The organism is Methylomonas rivi (assembly GCF_024505165.1).
In the GTDB taxonomy this organism is placed as follows: domain Bacteria; phylum Pseudomonadota; class Gammaproteobacteria; order Methylococcales; family Methylomonadaceae; genus Methylomonas; species Methylomonas rivi.
Genome location: NZ_JANIBK010000103.1, coordinates 1 through 14,153, shown reverse-complemented (window position 1 = coordinate 14,153; position 14,153 = coordinate 1). Strand labels below are relative to the sequence as shown.

Here is a 14,153-nt window from a genome sequence, read left to right as displayed (position 1 = left end):
ATCGCCACCCCGGCGGCATCCGCTTCCGGCCCGTCCTCCGCCCGCAAATACCAGCTCGACGAAGCTCAATACCAAGCCCCCGATGTCGGCCTGATCGATGCCGACGGCGGCGGTGTCGCCTTGCGCCCGTTTCTGGCAGCCGAAGGCCCGGTGTTGCTGCAATTCGTGTTCGTGACCTGCTCGACGGTTTGTCCGCTCTTGAGCGCTTCCTTGTCCAGCGCCCAAACGGAACTCAACGCCTTGTCCGGCGGTAAACACCGGCTGATTTCCATCTCCATCGACCCGGAACAGGACACGCCGGAACAATTGCGCGACTATGCCAAGCGCTTTAAAGCCGGCGGCAACTGGCATTTTTTGACGGGCCAGCCCGATGATATAAAGGCTGTCCTGCAAGCCTTCGACGCCAGCTACAGCAGCGGCAACAAAATGTACCACAAGCCGCTGACGTTCATGCGCCGCTCCCCGGACGCCGTCTGGCGGCGTATCGACGGCCTGCTGGGCAAACAAGACCTTATCGCCGAATACCGGCGGACGATGGGTTTATCCGATTAACCGGGCGGCATAGCGGCATTCCCCTATTCGACACCTAATAGAGAAACACGACATGGTTTCCGGACTGTTATGGCCGATCATAAAAAAAACCGGCCCGCTATTGATGCTACTGGGGCTGGCGGCCGGCGGTTACTGGCTCAACCGGCATTACCGCGAAATTTTAACGCCCGATATAGCACTAGGCGAACGACTTTACCAGCAAGGCGTCGACGGCGGCGGCCATGCGCTGCAAGGCGTAACCCAAAACGACATCGCCTTCGACGACGCCCAATTCAATTGCGCCCAATGCCATAGGCGCAGCGGCTTCGGCTCCAGCGAAGGCGGCAATTACGTATTACCCGTTACCGGTACTATTTTATTCAAACCCCGCACTTTCGAGCGCGCCGACCTGTTCAACAAACTGTTCAAGGAGAGCCAGGGGCAAGTGTTCCGGGCCAGGATGCGCTCCGCCTACCAGCGGCCGGCTTATTCCGACGAGTCACTGGCCCGCGCCATCCGCGAAGGCGTCGACCCCTCAGGTAGACAATTAAGCCCGCTGATGCCGCGTTACCGCCTGAACGACACCGACATGGCGGCCCTGATAGCCTATTTGCACCAATTGTCCATCCGCAACGACCCCGGCGTCGATGAGCAAACCGTTTATCTTGCCACGGTTGTCGGCCCCAACGTCGACAGCGCCGATAAAACAGCCATGCTGGCGACGATGCGCGAGTTTGTGGAGTGGCTAAACCTGGAAACCCAGGGCAATCTCGACCATCCCAATTTTTCGCCCGGTTACCGTTCGGATTTCGCCAAGGCATTTCGGCTTTGGCGGCACGAAGTCTGGGAGTTGCCTGCAGACCCGCGCCAGTGGCCAACCGAGTTGGCAAGCCGTTACCGCCGGCAACCCGTATTCGCCTTCATCGGCGGCATGGTGAACGGAGACTGGACACCGATACACGATTTTTGCGAAGCCAGTCGCATCCCCTGCCTGTTCCCCTTCACCGACCTGCCGCCGACCGGCCATACCAACCGCTATTCAATGTATTTCAACCAGGGCCTGATCTTGGAAGCCAAAGCCATGGGCCGTTTTTTGCGCGCGCAAAAAGATCCGGAAACGCGCACGGTCGTCAACATACACAGCGGAGAACCACGGAGCAGCCAGCCGGCAAAAACACTGACGCAAAGCCTGCATGGCGACAAGCGCTACCTCGTCGTGGACCTGACATTCGAGAGCATCGAACAGCTTCGCGACCAATGGCAAAAACTGGCTCGGCAACAGTCCGCGCCGATCCAGGCGGTAATTTGGCCGGGGACATTCGATAAAACCATCGCCGCCGAACTCCCGCTGCTGGCCCGGTACGCCGAGCGCCTGCTGTTGCCGTCCCCTGCGCTGGAAGCCAATCAAACCCGGTTTCCCGCGGACATCGCCGGCAAACTGTATTTCAGCTACCCTTACGAACTGCCCACGGCCTATCATCCGCACGCGTTTCGGGTTCGGGCCTGGATGAACACCCGCGACTTGGCCATTGAAAACCAGCGTCTGCAATTCAACACCTATTACGCGCTGAATTTATTGCAGTTCGGCTTGGAGCACGTGGTCGACCACTTCTCCCGCGACTACCTGCTGGAGTACATAGAAAACGAGGCCGAAAACCAGCTCAATCCCGGTACCTTTCCCAGGCTGAGCCTCGGCCCCGGCCAACGCTTCGCCTCCAAGGGCGCTTATATCGTGCAATTGGTTAACAACGATCAACGGCAAATCCATCCCGTCGGCGACTGGATCATTCCTTAGCAATCCAACCCGGTTAAATTCGTGCCCCGGCACAATGCGCGGATACCCAACTAAATGTTTGTAAGGAATCCTACAGTTCTCCGACTGAGTGGTCGGGAAGGCGCTATCGTCTTCCCGACCACTACTTATTATTCCCTGGAGAAACACCATGAACAAAAAAAACCTGACTCTGGCCTTAGGCAGCGCAATTGCATCCGGCTTATTGGCTGCGGCCCCTGCCATTCAAGCCGGCGAAAACCCATTCGCGATGTCCAGCATCAACCCATCCCAACAACTAGCGGCGGCCGATGAAAAAGCCGGCGAGGCGGGTTGCAGCGGCAAAGTGGGCGAGGGCAAATGCGGCGAAGGTAAATGCGGCGCCAACAAAATGAAGGACATGAAAGGCGCGGAAGGCGGTTGCAGCGCGAAAATGCCGGAAGCCGGCTGCAGCGGCAAAATGCCCGAAGGCGGTTGCAGCGGTAAAACAGCCCAATAACGCCGGAGCCCGCGCCGATGAACCCATCCCATCCTTTCGGCTTGTCCGGCGCCGGCTTGGGTTTGCGCCGCTCAATGCTGCCCGCGTTGCAAGACGGCACGCCGGACAGCATCGACTTTTTTGAAGTATCGCCGGAAAACTGGATAGGCATCGGCGGCCATTTGGGCAAGCAGTTTCGCCGCCTGGCCGAGCGCCACCGTTTCGTGGCGCACGGTCTGGCGCTATCGCTGGGCGGCCCGGCGCCGCTCGACACGGTGTTTTTGGGCGAACTGAAACGGTTTCTCGATCAACACGAATTCGCTTTATATACCGAACACTTGAGCTTCTGTAGCGACGAAGGCCATTTTTACGACTTATACCCGATGCCGTTTACCGAACAGGCGGCCAAGCACGTAGCCGGGCGGATTCGCCAAACCCAGGATATTCTGGAACGGCCCATCGCCTTGGAAAACGCATCTTATTATCTGCAACCGCCCCAGGCGGAGATGGACGAACTGAATTTTATCAACGCCGTGTTAAACGAGGCCGATTGCTACCTGCATTTGGACCTCAACAACATCTACGTCAATAGCGTCAATCACGGCTACGATCCGCTGGCGTTTTTACGCGGCTTGCCGGGCGAACGCATCGTGTACGGCCATGTGGCCGGCCACGATCTCGACGCGTCCGGGCTGATCATCGATACCCATGGCCAAAACACCATTGAAGCCGTCTGGACATTGCTGGACGAGGCCTATCGGCTGTTCGGCACCTTTCCGACCCTGGTGGAGCGCGACAGCAATATTCCGCCGTTAGCGGAATTACTGCCGGAAGTCGAGCGCATTGCCGCGCTGCAAGCCGTGCATGAATCCGGCCGGACGGCCGACCGACATCTCGGAGCCCTCGCATGACCGGCTTTCACATTCAACAACGGCATTTTTTAGCTTACCTGCGCCAACCGCAAACGGCCAGCGTACCGGCGGGTTTTGCCCCCGAACGCCTGGCGGTCTATGCCGGACTGCTATACAACAAGTTCGACGAAAGCCTGAGCGCCTGCTTTCCGGTTATTCAAAGCATCCTATCCCGGACAGAGTGGCGAGCTTTACTGTTGGATTTCATCGCCGAACACCGCTGCTTGTCCCCCTATTACCGGCGGATACCCGACGAATTCGTGCAATATCTGCTGCAGGAACGCCGGCGAGACATAGACAAACCTTTTCTAGCCGAGCTGGCGCATTTCGAATGGATAGAACTGCAACTCGCTATCGACGAAGCGGCTGCCGCGCCGATTAAAACGCTGACCGACCCGCAACTGCTCGCAAACGTACCGCTGTTTGCACCGGTAATGCAGTTGCTGCATTACCACTGGCCCGTACAAGACATCGGCCCCACGTTTCAGCCCAAAACGCCGCCCGCCAACCCCACCCATATTTTAGGGTTTCGGGACAGCAACGACCTCGTCCGGTTCATAGCCTTAAACCCTGCCACGGCCCGGCTGGCGCGCCTGCTATGCAACGGCTATACCGGCCGGCAAGCCCTGGAAAGTCTGGGTAGCGGGCTCGACGAAGCCGGCTTTGTTCAACTCATGCAGTTCGGCTTGCAAACCCTGGCCGAACTGCACCGCCGCGGCGCGATAATCGATACGCGTCCGGCCGATCTTTCCGGAGTACACCCATGAGCCGCCCCCAAACCGCTTCCGGCGCTGGCCACCAAGTTAGCGCCGGTATCGCGCAACTCTGCGCACTGCCAAGGCAATTGAGCGGTTGGCTGGATCGGCACGCACAAACATTGGCACCCGCTTTTTTACGGCTGCTGTTGGCTTACGAATTCGGCGAAGCCGGCCTGGAAAAACTGCATGGCGAAAATTGGTTCGCCGATTTAAACTTTCCGTTTCCGTTCAACATACTGCCGGCCGACTTTAGCTGGACGCTGGCCACGGGCCTGGAAGTCATCGCCCCGCTGGCCCTGATTCTAGGTTTTATGACCCGTTTTTTCAGCGCGGCGCTGATAATTTTAACTGTGGTAGCGATAGCTACCGTGCACTGGCCGACCGAATGGCGGACCCTGGGCGAATTATGGCAAGGTTACGCCATTTCCGACCGGGGCCACGGCAATTACAAACTGCCGTTAATGTATCTATTCATGTTGTCGGCCCTGTTATGCAACGGCGCGGGCCGCTTGAGTATCGACTACCGGTTGAGAAGACGCCCAGTTTCGGACTGAATCTATTTATGCTAAAAAAATTCGCTTGGTTATTATTTACAGCTTCGACGCTAACTGACGCAATGGCCGATTCCGGGCTCGCCATCGGCGAATTCAGCCGGAATTCGCTGGCCGGTTGGGATCACAAAAGTTTCAAGGGCGAAACCCGCTACCATTTAGAAAAGCTGGACGGCGTAACGGTTTTATTCGCCGACAGTCATGCCGCGGGTTCGGGCTTATTCAAGGAACAAGCGATCGATTTGGAGCAAACCCCGATATTGAACTGGTCCTGGCGCATTGCCAACCGGCTGCCCGACCTGGATGAAAAAACCAAGGCCGGCGACGATTACGCCGCCCGGGTCTACGTGGTGGTAAAAGGCGGCTTGGCCTTCTGGCAAACCAAGGCCATCAATTATGTTTGGGCCGGCAATAGCGCCAAGGACAGCATTTGGCCGAATGCATTTGCCGGCGATCATGCCATGATGCTAGCCTTGCGCGGACCGGAAGCGCCGTTGAACAGCTGGCAAACCGAGAAACGCAATGTGCGGGCCGACTTTAAACAATTGTTCGGCGAAGATGTTCGCCGCATCGATGCCGTGGCCATCATGACCGACACCGACAACAGCAACGGCTCGGTTTCGGCTGTTTACGGCGACATCTGGTTTTCCAAGGAATAAGCATGCGCGACACCAAACCGTTACTCCTGGCCCGCAGCGACTTTCCGGCCATTTTCCGCAAGCCGCTGGAAGTTTTGCAGCTTAACCTCGGCTACCTGTGCAACCTGAGTTGCGTGCATTGCCATGTCAACGCCGGCCCGAAACGTACCGAGCTGATGAGCCGCGAAACCATGGACCGGATCCTGGCTTTGGCCGGCGTAGCCCAAATCCATACGCTGGACTTGACCGGCGGCGCCCCGGAAATGCATCCGGAGTTTATGTATCTGGTGCGCACCGCCCGCAAGGCCGGCATCAAGGTTATCGACCGTTGTAACCTGACCATTCTGGAACACCCGGATTACCGCGATATGGCGGACTTTCTGGCCGAACAGCAGGTGGAAATCGTCGCTTCCCTGCCCTGTTATCTGCAAGAAAATGTCGACAACCAGCGCGGCAAGGGCGTGTTCAAGGACAGCGTGGCGGCATTGCAGCGTCTCAACCGGCTCGGTTACGGCCAAGCGGACGGCGACTTACGGCTCAATTTGGTCTTCAACCCGCAAGATGCGGTGCTGCCGCCCGACCAGAATACTTTGGAACAGGCTTATAAACAGCATTTGTCGCAAGAGTACGGCATCGTGTTCAACCGCTTGTTCGCCATCGCCAACATGCCTATCCAGCGCTTCGGCAGCCTGCTGGTCAGCCAGGGCCGTTTCGACAGCTATCTGGATTTATTGAAACAAAATTTTCGCGCCGAGAATCTCGACAACCTGATGTGCCTGAATACCATCAGCATAGATTGGCAGGGTTATATTTACGACTGCGATTTCAATCAGATGCTGGCGATGCCCATGGGAGCCGACGCCCGGCCGCGGCCGCATATCGGCGAGCTGAACCTGACCCAACTAGAAGACGCGCCGATCGCCACCGCCGTGCATTGCTACGGCTGTACCGCCGGCCAAGGCAGCAGTTGCGGCGGGGCGCTGGCCAGCGCCTGATGAGGCGTAAGAGGACGTTACTTTTGGCGAAATTACCCGCCAACTGTTCGTTTACCAGCGTCTATACCCGAAACCGTAGCGATAACCGTAGGGGTAAAAGCCATAAGGGCCGTAGTAACCGTAGGGGTAATAGCCCGGATAGGGATTTTCCACCTCGCGCGGCCACAGGTATTGGCTTTGCGCCTTTATCAAGGGGTACCGGTAAGGTTTTTCGCCCACATTACGCTCCACCAGGGCATCAATAAGCCCAAACACCGTCACCAAACGGCCTTGCGCATAAACGGCCGGGTCCAGAAATCCGTCCACCCGCGCCAGAAACCGCCCTTGGGTATCGTCGCCGTCGCTCGGCTTTCCGTAACGGCCGAGTTTTTTAGCCAGTATCTCGATCTCGGTGTCGTTGGGATGGTTGACGACAGCCAAAATAGTCCCGCCCCAGCGCACGGGCTGCTTTAGCGGTTCGGCTTGCGCAAGCGCATCGGCAAGCGTCGGATTGGGCGTGGGGGCTTTTCTGACCGTTAAAGGGATATGGCTGGCGCAACCCGACAGCACAAGGGCAAGCATTACAAAAAGCAGGTTTTTCATGGTGTCCTCCTCCTAAAATGGTATGCCAGCGGGCGCGGGGCTATCCGTCTTGGCCGGTCAGACATCCGCCCGCTTCGGCGGTTCATTGCGCCGAAGCGAAAAACCGCTCAGGCCTTGCCGGTAACCGCAAGCCGGGGCATAAGATCGCCGATGTCGCCTACAGAGGCCGTATAGTCATTGTTGGCGGCGGCTTTTTTGGCAAATAGGCTCAATAGCAGCACCAGCCAAAAAATTGCCGAAAGGCGGTTCAATAAATACCGGTTCATACGCGTCACCCGATGTTGAGGTTGAGAATGCGGGCCGATTCGGGGCCCGCCGCGTTTTAGTCGCCGCTGCCGATAAAACCTTACACGGACATTATCCGCCGCCGGTCTTTACCCACGCTCGCGAGGCGCGGCCCCATTACAGGACCGTCCTTTCCAGCAGCCAATACGCCCCCATCAAGCTGACCGCTATCGAGCAGATCTTCAAGAACCGCTCGGCAGTCTCCACCTGGTTATTCAACCACCAGATCATGGGCAGCACAATGGCGGCAACGGCGATTTGTCCGCATTCTATGCCCAAATTGAACGACACTAGCGGCAGCAGAATACCGGTATCGCCCGAGGAAATGTCCATCTCCCGCAATACGCCGGCAAAGCCGAACCCATGAATCAAGCCGAAGCCGAAAGTCAGCCAATGGCGGCCCTTGGGATGCTCGCCGCGGATGAGGTTTTCGACGCCGACGTAAATGATGGTGGCGGCTATGAAAGGCTCCACGAAACTGCTGGGCAGGTCGACCCAATTCAGCCCGGCCAAGGCCAGGGTCAGCGAATGGGCAAGGGTGAAAAAAGTAATGATTTTCAGGGCCGGCCAAAAACCGTGGGTTACCGCCAACAACGCCAGCAAAAACAACAGATGATCGTAACCGGTCAGGATATGCTCTATGCCCAGTTTAAAAAAATCGCCGAAGGTATCGAATTCGGTATGCCGCGAGGCTGCCGGCCGGCCATCGGCCGGGGCGGCAACCGGGACGCTCAAGCGGTCGTCTTGCTTGGTTAGCATTTTTTCGGCCAGCGCTTTGCCGCCGGCATCCCTGACGGTCAGATACTGCTGGTGGCCCTCCGGCAATTGCGCCAAGAATTTCGATTGCACCAGCAACTGCCGTTCCGGTACCGCAGGGTATTTTAATTCGACATGGGCATTATTCTGGCCGTCGAAACTGACTTGTCCGGGTTCCGACGGCGCACTATCCGCGCCATCCACTGAAATGCGCAGCTGCCCGGCCAACAGCCGGGCGATACCGGGTTTGGCGGCTTCGCGTTCGCTATCGGAAACCTCCGCGTCCAAATCGCTGTCCATGGGCGCAAAAGCTTCGATATCCTGCAAGGCGAACGTCACTCTGACATCGAGCCGGGCCAGGTTTACGGCCACGTCCAGCGAACTCAGCCCGGGCGCGTGCGCCCACGCGCCGACTGCTTGCAGCAACAAAACCGCCGCCAGCAGCCCTCTGCCATAACCGGCACTAAAACATCCCATGCGCTTATCCTTAAAAATTAATCGTAATCGTGCCGCGCACCATGCGGGGCTCCACCGGATGCCGCAAAATACCGTTAGTGGTGGCCGCGCCGTTGGGATACGCCGATTCATAAGCATAGGCAATATCGTTGCTTTGCGAACCCAGGATATTGAAAATATCGATCTGCAACTTGTATTGCTTTTGCTTGTAACCGGCGCCTAAATTGACGATATTGGTATCGCCGGACCAAAATTCGCCCTTTTCGTCCAACGGCACATGGCCGAAATGCCGGAAGCGTAGCGTGCCGAACAAGCCGTTCGGCGCGATCAGGGTGGCCCCGGTGCTGATGACCCGTCCCACCGAATTAGGCACGTAATCCCCGGTTTCGCTGAATTTTGCGGTGGTCAGCGCGTAATCGGCATCCAAAATCAGCCAATCCGTGGGTTTATAGTAGTTGGTAAACTCCAGACCGTAGCGATCCGACATACCGTTCACTTCCGTGGTGCCTGCATCGCCGACGAATACCAGCTCCTGGCTGCTTTGCAGCCACCAGGCCGCTACCGTGCTGTTCAGGCCCGGAATAAAATTGCTGCGTAAGCCGACCTCGCCGCCACGGGTCCAGGCCGCCGCGTCTATCCGCGCGGTAGACGCGCCCAGATCGTTGGCGACCGGATTGCCGTCCTCCGGATTGAATCGCAACGTGGTACCGCGGGCATCGTTGGAATGGTGGCCGTAGCCCGCATTGACAAAAAACTCGGTGTCATACCAAGGACCCAGAATCAAACCCACTTTCGGGCTCAGCATGACTTTAGCCCGGGTGCCGGAATTGGCCGAATTCACATCCGCGCTGTTAATGCCGGTTTCCCTGACCCTGACGTCGTTATTGATGAAATCCGCTCGGAAACCGGTGATGGTGCGCACTTTGTCATGCCAATGGGTATGATTTTTAAAATAAGCGCCTATGGTCGTCACCCCGACGTCGCTGTTGCTGACGGTACTGAGAATTTGCCTTGCATTAGTATGGTACAAACCTAGCCCCATGATTTGATCGTGGCGGAACTGCAGGCCGACGCTGTTATCCATTTCAAAGCCGAACAGTTTGTTGTAACGGGTATGCTCGACATTGGCTCCTGTCTGTACCCGCCGCTCGGTTTGCAAGATTTGATCAGACGGATAGCTAGGATCTCCGGGAGTGTAGTCAGGATTATCCGCGCTCAGCGTATGTCCACTGAAATTTGAATATAAGTTCAAGTCGGTATACAACGCATAAATATTGGCGTCGTTTCTCCAGTTACTGCCGGTTTGCCAAAGGTTGCTCGACAAACTGTAGCGGTTGCTCTCGCCGCCGTCGGTCGGATCCATGGAGCCGTACAGCCCCAGGACGCCGCTATCGAGGGCCGATTGCGGAATTTGGTTGGTCGCGGTCCAGCTATTGGAATAGGCCTTGCCGTTGATCGACATCCCCCAATCGTGCCGGTCCAGGGTGTACTTCAACATGCCGTTGAAACGCTTGGTGTCCTCCGGCACTTGCCAGACGCCGTTATAAAGATTGAATTCGCCGGCATACAGCAAATCGCCGTCGCCGACTTTATTGGAATTGGCCGCCAGAGTCCTGTAAAAATCGTATTCGCCGGCGGTAAACTTGAACAGGCCTTCCTTCAACCTGCTCATGGTATGCATCTTGGCATAACCCGCCGAGGCGAAGTCGCCGATTTCGGCATAATACGGCCCCTTGCCGTACTCGACTTTCTCGACCAGCTCGGGGATGATGCTGTTTAAATCCATGTAGCCTTGGCCGTGCGCATGCGTGGTCATGTTCATCGGAATCCCGTCCACGAAGGTCGTAAAATCGGTACCGTGGTCCAGGTTAAAGCCGCGCAAAAAATACTGGTTGGCCTTGCCGGAACCGCTATGCTGGGTGGCAACCGCGCCCGGCACTACCTCTATCAACTCGCCGTTGCGCGACAACGGCCGGTACTCGAATTGCTTCTGGCTTATTTCGCCCTGCGAAGCGGCCTCCGCAATGCCGATCAAATCCTTGCCGCGGCCGTCTTCCTCCACTTCCACCGTATCAAGCTCTTCCGACATGCTATGCGCCCATGCCGGCGAAAAACTCAAGCCTAGGGCCAAGCTCAAGCCAACCGTTAAAGGTTTGAGTAAGAATTTTTTACGTCTGTCTGAAGCTGTCATTGTTTCTCCCGTCTTTCTTGTCATTATGTTGATGCGTAATTTAGGTATGCCCGTCTTAGATTTTGCAACGGTTCAGGCCGACGACTCGAATCGGTAGTCGGTGAATTGACGCCGATAACCGGCAAAAAACTTGAGCGTGGCCACTCGGCGGGGCGCGCGGTCTTGAGGAACAAAATTCGTAAAAACGTCAAACAGCCCGGCGTTGGCTGGAGGTGAATAAGCGGGGCCGCCCGCCAAACCCGGCGCGCGCGAACGGCAAGCAAAACCGAATTGGCTGTTGCGAAGCTTTATAGCGGTTAATATCGATTGAAGATGAAGCCTTTGCAGGCTTGAAATCGGGGAATTGCCGAGCGAGGAGATAATTTGCGGGAACGAAACCAAGGCACGCGGCGGCGAGGTCAGACCGACGCCGTTGCTGAGCAAGTGCTTACCGGGGGTATGGTTAATAGCCGGGAAATAGCGTTTGAAAGCCAGACCGGCGGGCGGATTATCGCCCCGGTCAAATAAAGCCGTATCCTGCCGGCCAGTATGCACGTCAGCAGGCGCGGGTTTGCCCGGCCAATAGACCGCTTCGCCGGTGAACGCGTTTAGCGTTCCGCTCCGCTGTTCCGCCGCCGCGAGATTGGCACAACCGCCATGCGCGGCAAGGTTTGCCGATCGCAAGCGGTCTTTGACGAAACTAAAATAGGCGTCAACCTCCTCTGCTTGCCCGCTGCCGAACCAAGCCGGCGTCGTCTGCCGCGAATGACGCAATTCGACTTTTTTACTGTCTCCGCTACTGGAGTCGGTTGTTTTAGCAATGGCCGAACCGGAAAACAGCGCGGCCAGCAAGCAGGTAAGGCTGAAAACCGCCAATTTGGCCACCAAAATACCCGCCCCGTGCAATAGCAGCGTGGCCAGCATAAAACCCACGGTGTAAGAAATTAAACTGGCGGAAGCGGATATTTCCTGGCCGTGCGCAAAGCCGTGGAAAAAAGCGAAAAAGGCCACGATCATGACGTTGACCTTGGCGCTGAAACGGACTTTATGGGTGATCAACAGGCTGAACACCGCGCAGGACAACAGGATGATGCCCTCCAGACTGGGAATGGACCAACCGGCCGCGCCGGCCAAACTGCCCAGACTCATGACACCGACAAAAGCCAACGGCAGCATCCAGATTGCCTTGCCGCGCAGTTGCGCCGCCCAGATTCCGACCGCCAGCATGGTCGCCAAATGATCCCAGCCCATCAGCGGATGGCTGAAACCGTGGCTCAAACCGATAAGGTCGAAATTGAGAAATTGCTCGCTTAAAAACGCCAGCAGCAGCAAAGGCTGTATGCAAAAAGACAGCAGCAGCTTGCTCGGGCCGAACCCGGAGCCGAATGATGTGCTGGTACGCTTCGATTGCATGACTGGTTAAAAAACTACATTAAGCTGCGGTTAAAATAAAAAACGTGTATTCGAAAACTACCGTACACATCGGAATTTAGGCTGCCGATTAGCGATATTCGATAAACATTAGCCAAAGTGGGGGCAGATAATAACGCAAAAATTCCGCCGGTAACACTTTTGTTGACTCTAACCATCCTGACAGATTCGTGGGGATGCCGGCACCAAGCCGATAACGACGAGGCTATTCTAGCGGCGCGCCTTGAAAAAATCCGTCAACAGCTCGGCGCAATCGGCTTGCAACACCCCGCCCAGCCAGTCGATTTTATGATTCAAAAACGGCGCGTCGCTGAGTTGCAGGGCATGGCAGACCGCGCCGCGTTTCGGATCGTAAGCGCCGAACACCAGGCGCTTGACGCGGGCGTGGGCGATGGCGCCCATGCACATCACGCAGGGTTCCAGGGTTACATATAAAGTGGTGCCGATTAAGCGGTAGTTTTCGACGGCCATCCCGGCTTTTCGCAGGGCTTGCATTTCGGCGTGAGCGGTGGGGTCGTGCAGTTGAATCGGCTGGTTCCAACCTTCGGCAATACAGCGCTCGTCCCGCACCAGCACGGCACCCACCGGCACTTCGCCCTGCTGTTCGGCCCGTTGCGCCAGCCGCAAGGCGTGCCACATCCAATCCTCGTCCGTCATAGCGTGGCTTTGCCCAGCCTGTCGTTCACCGCCGCCCATTCTTCGATGGCCGGCGGCTGTTCCACCAAAATACTGTCCAGGCCGAAACTGTCCAGCTTGCGCAACGCACTATACAGGGCGGCTTCATAGTCTTCGGCCTTGTCGGGCAAATGCAGCAAATGTTCGCAAGGCAATGCCGACAATTCGGGACTGAACGCCAAAACGCCCACCTGCTTGCCCTGCCCGCATTGCCGATCGAACTCGTTCAACAACGCGCCAGATTCGCACAAATAGGCCGGCGTGCCGGGCGCGTAATGCGCCGCCAACATGCCGGGCGCGCGGATTTTGTGCTGGGATTTTAACGAGACCGGGGTCTGCAAAACCTGTTCCAGCTGGCTGCGGGTTATCCGGCCGGGCCGCAAAATCGTCGGCCGGCTGTCGGTCAAATCGATAATGGTCGACTCCAAGCCCACGCTGCAAGGTCCGCCATCAAGAATGCAGTCGACCGCATCGCCCAACTCGTCCGCCACATGCTGCGCCAGCGTCGGGCTGATGCGGCCGAAGCGGTTGGCGGACGGCGCGGCAATACCGCCGCCGAACACCCGCAACAACCACAAGGCCACCGGATTATTCGGCACCCGCAACGCCACCGTATCCTGCCCGCCGGTAACGGCCAACGGCACCGAAGCCTTTTTGCGTAGCACCATGGTCAGCGGCCCCGGCCAAAACTCGCTGGCCAGCCGCCAGGCGGCCTCCGGAATATCGATCGCCCAGTCTTTGATTTGCAGGGCATAGGCCAAATGCACGATTAAAGGATGATCCGCCGGCCGGCCCTTGGCGGCAAAAATTTTCGCCACCGCCGCCGGATTGGCTGCATCCGCGCCCAAACCGTAAACGGTTTCGGTGGGTATCGCCACCAGTTTGCCCTGCCGCAACAAAGCGGCGGCGTGTTCGATGGATTGTGGGTTAACGGCCGTGGGGGTCAAAATGCAAGGCTCTATTATGAAGATTTAAAGGCTTATTTTAACTGTTCGCTGTGGTTCATGAGGGGAATATTCAACTCACGGGTGGAAACGCTTTTGGTTGGCTCGGGTAGCCATGTAGGTCAGGTTGCGCGATAGCGTTACTTGACATTTCAGCGTTGATTGCCACATAACCGCTATCGCGGCAATGTGGCCTACGACTAAATTTAAGCGAAACCATG

General features: G+C 57.1%; 15 protein-coding genes. 8 read left to right on the top strand and 7 right to left on the bottom strand.

Features of this window, described 5'->3' with window-relative positions:
• The 8 genes from NP596_RS15455 to arsS form a co-directional block, all read left to right on the top strand.
• The coding region (locus NP596_RS15455; protein WP_256616284.1) for an SCO family protein at nucleotides 1–552 on the top strand (552 nt) is incomplete at its 5' end.
• A gap of 52 nt (nucleotides 553–604) precedes the next feature.
• The gene (locus tag NP596_RS15450) at nucleotides 605–2,326 is read left to right on the top strand and encodes a c-type cytochrome (RefSeq protein ID WP_256616283.1); all 1,722 of its coding nucleotides are present in this window, start codon (nucleotides 605–607) and stop codon (nucleotides 2,324–2,326) included.
• A gap of 148 nt (nucleotides 2,327–2,474) precedes the next feature.
• Complete coding sequence (locus NP596_RS15445) at nucleotides 2,475–2,801, top strand: hypothetical protein (RefSeq protein ID WP_256616282.1); 327 nt, start codon at nucleotides 2,475–2,477, stop codon at nucleotides 2,799–2,801.
• Nucleotides 2,802–2,818: 17 nt separating this feature from the next.
• Entirely contained in the window at nucleotides 2,819–3,691 is an 873-nt protein-coding gene (locus NP596_RS15440; RefSeq protein ID WP_256616281.1) for an HvfB family MNIO-type RiPP peptide maturase, read from the top strand.
• Nucleotides 3,688–4,458 carry an HvfC family RiPP maturation protein gene (locus tag NP596_RS15435; protein ID WP_256616280.1) on the top strand — a complete coding sequence of 257 codons (771 nt, stop codon included), beginning with the start codon at nucleotides 3,688–3,690 and terminating at the stop codon, nucleotides 4,456–4,458. The genes NP596_RS15440 and NP596_RS15435 overlap by 4 nt, the downstream gene beginning before the upstream one ends.
• Nucleotides 4,455–5,003, top strand: a complete 549-nt coding sequence (locus NP596_RS15430; protein ID WP_256616279.1) for an HvfX family Cu-binding RiPP maturation protein — start codon at nucleotides 4,455–4,457, stop codon at nucleotides 5,001–5,003. Before NP596_RS15435 ends, NP596_RS15430 begins: the two co-directional genes overlap by 4 nt.
• 62 nt (nucleotides 5,004–5,065) lie before the next feature.
• Nucleotides 5,066–5,659: a DUF3047 domain-containing protein gene (locus tag NP596_RS15425; RefSeq protein ID WP_256616278.1), complete on the top strand. Its 594-nt coding sequence runs from the start codon at nucleotides 5,066–5,068 to the stop codon at nucleotides 5,657–5,659.
• 2 nt (nucleotides 5,660–5,661) lie between these two features.
• A complete protein-coding gene (gene arsS / locus NP596_RS15420) occupies nucleotides 5,662–6,633 on the top strand; it encodes an arsenosugar biosynthesis radical SAM (seleno)protein ArsS (protein WP_256616277.1) in 972 nt (323 codons plus the stop codon).
• 51 nt (nucleotides 6,634–6,684) lie between these two features.
• On the opposite strand, the gene NP596_RS15415 is transcribed toward arsS, so the two are convergent.
• The 7 genes from NP596_RS15415 to NP596_RS15385 all read right to left on the bottom strand — a co-directional run bounded on the left by NP596_RS15415 (nucleotide 6,685) and on the right by NP596_RS15385 (nucleotide 13,935).
• Entirely contained in the window at nucleotides 6,685–7,215 is a 531-nt protein-coding gene (locus tag NP596_RS15415) for a Slp family lipoprotein (protein ID WP_256616276.1), read from the bottom strand.
• A 107-nt stretch (nucleotides 7,216–7,322) separates the two neighbouring features.
• Nucleotides 7,323–7,481 (bottom strand): hypothetical protein, encoded by a 159-nt coding sequence (locus NP596_RS15410; protein WP_256616275.1) that lies wholly within the window; start codon nucleotides 7,479–7,481, stop codon nucleotides 7,323–7,325.
• Between the two features lie 136 nt (nucleotides 7,482–7,617).
• Nucleotides 7,618–8,733 carry a HupE/UreJ family protein gene (locus NP596_RS15405; RefSeq protein ID WP_256616274.1) on the bottom strand — a complete coding sequence of 372 codons (1,116 nt, stop codon included), beginning with the start codon at nucleotides 8,731–8,733 and terminating at the stop codon, nucleotides 7,618–7,620.
• A 10-nt stretch (nucleotides 8,734–8,743) separates the two neighbouring features.
• On the bottom strand, nucleotides 8,744–10,903 hold the full coding sequence (locus NP596_RS15400) for a TonB-dependent receptor (protein WP_256616273.1): 2,160 nt from the start codon (nucleotides 10,901–10,903) through the stop codon (nucleotides 8,744–8,746).
• A 72-nt stretch (nucleotides 10,904–10,975) separates the two neighbouring features.
• Nucleotides 10,976–12,295 carry a HupE/UreJ family protein gene (locus NP596_RS15395; RefSeq protein WP_256616272.1) on the bottom strand — a complete coding sequence of 440 codons (1,320 nt, stop codon included), beginning with the start codon at nucleotides 12,293–12,295 and terminating at the stop codon, nucleotides 10,976–10,978.
• Between the two features lie 228 nt (nucleotides 12,296–12,523).
• Nucleotides 12,524–12,970: a tRNA adenosine(34) deaminase TadA gene (gene tadA / locus NP596_RS15390; RefSeq protein ID WP_256616271.1), complete on the bottom strand. Its 447-nt coding sequence runs from the start codon at nucleotides 12,968–12,970 to the stop codon at nucleotides 12,524–12,526.
• Nucleotides 12,967–13,935 carry an L-threonylcarbamoyladenylate synthase gene (locus tag NP596_RS15385; protein ID WP_256616270.1) on the bottom strand — a complete coding sequence of 323 codons (969 nt, stop codon included), beginning with the start codon at nucleotides 13,933–13,935 and terminating at the stop codon, nucleotides 12,967–12,969. The genes tadA and NP596_RS15385 overlap by 4 nt, the downstream gene beginning before the upstream one ends.
• Between the last annotated feature and the right edge of the window lie 218 nt (nucleotides 13,936–14,153).

Coding starts and splice junctions, on each gene's coding strand:
- NP596_RS15450 (WP_256616283.1), top strand. CDS start 605: ATGGTTTCCGGACTGTTATGGCCGATCATAAAAAAAACCGGCCCGCTA.
- NP596_RS15445 (WP_256616282.1), top strand. CDS start 2,475: ATGAACAAAAAAAACCTGACTCTGGCCTTAGGCAGCGCAATTGCATCC.
- NP596_RS15440 (WP_256616281.1), top strand. CDS start 2,819: ATGAACCCATCCCATCCTTTCGGCTTGTCCGGCGCCGGCTTGGGTTTG.
- NP596_RS15435 (WP_256616280.1), top strand. CDS start 3,688: ATGACCGGCTTTCACATTCAACAACGGCATTTTTTAGCTTACCTGCGC.
- NP596_RS15430 (WP_256616279.1), top strand. CDS start 4,455: ATGAGCCGCCCCCAAACCGCTTCCGGCGCTGGCCACCAAGTTAGCGCC.
- NP596_RS15425 (WP_256616278.1), top strand. CDS start 5,066: ATGGCCGATTCCGGGCTCGCCATCGGCGAATTCAGCCGGAATTCGCTG.
- arsS (WP_256616277.1), top strand. CDS start 5,662: ATGCGCGACACCAAACCGTTACTCCTGGCCCGCAGCGACTTTCCGGCC.
- NP596_RS15415 (WP_256616276.1), bottom strand. CDS start 7,215: ATGAAAAACCTGCTTTTTGTAATGCTTGCCCTTGTGCTGTCGGGTTGC.
- NP596_RS15410 (WP_256616275.1), bottom strand. CDS start 7,481: ATGAACCGGTATTTATTGAACCGCCTTTCGGCAATTTTTTGGCTGGTG.
- NP596_RS15405 (WP_256616274.1), bottom strand. CDS start 8,733: ATGGGATGTTTTAGTGCCGGTTATGGCAGAGGGCTGCTGGCGGCGGTT.
- NP596_RS15400 (WP_256616273.1), bottom strand. CDS start 10,903: ATGACAGCTTCAGACAGACGTAAAAAATTCTTACTCAAACCTTTAACG.
- NP596_RS15395 (WP_256616272.1), bottom strand. CDS start 12,295: ATGCAATCGAAGCGTACCAGCACATCATTCGGCTCCGGGTTCGGCCCG.
- tadA (WP_256616271.1), bottom strand. CDS start 12,970: ATGACGGACGAGGATTGGATGTGGCACGCCTTGCGGCTGGCGCAACGG.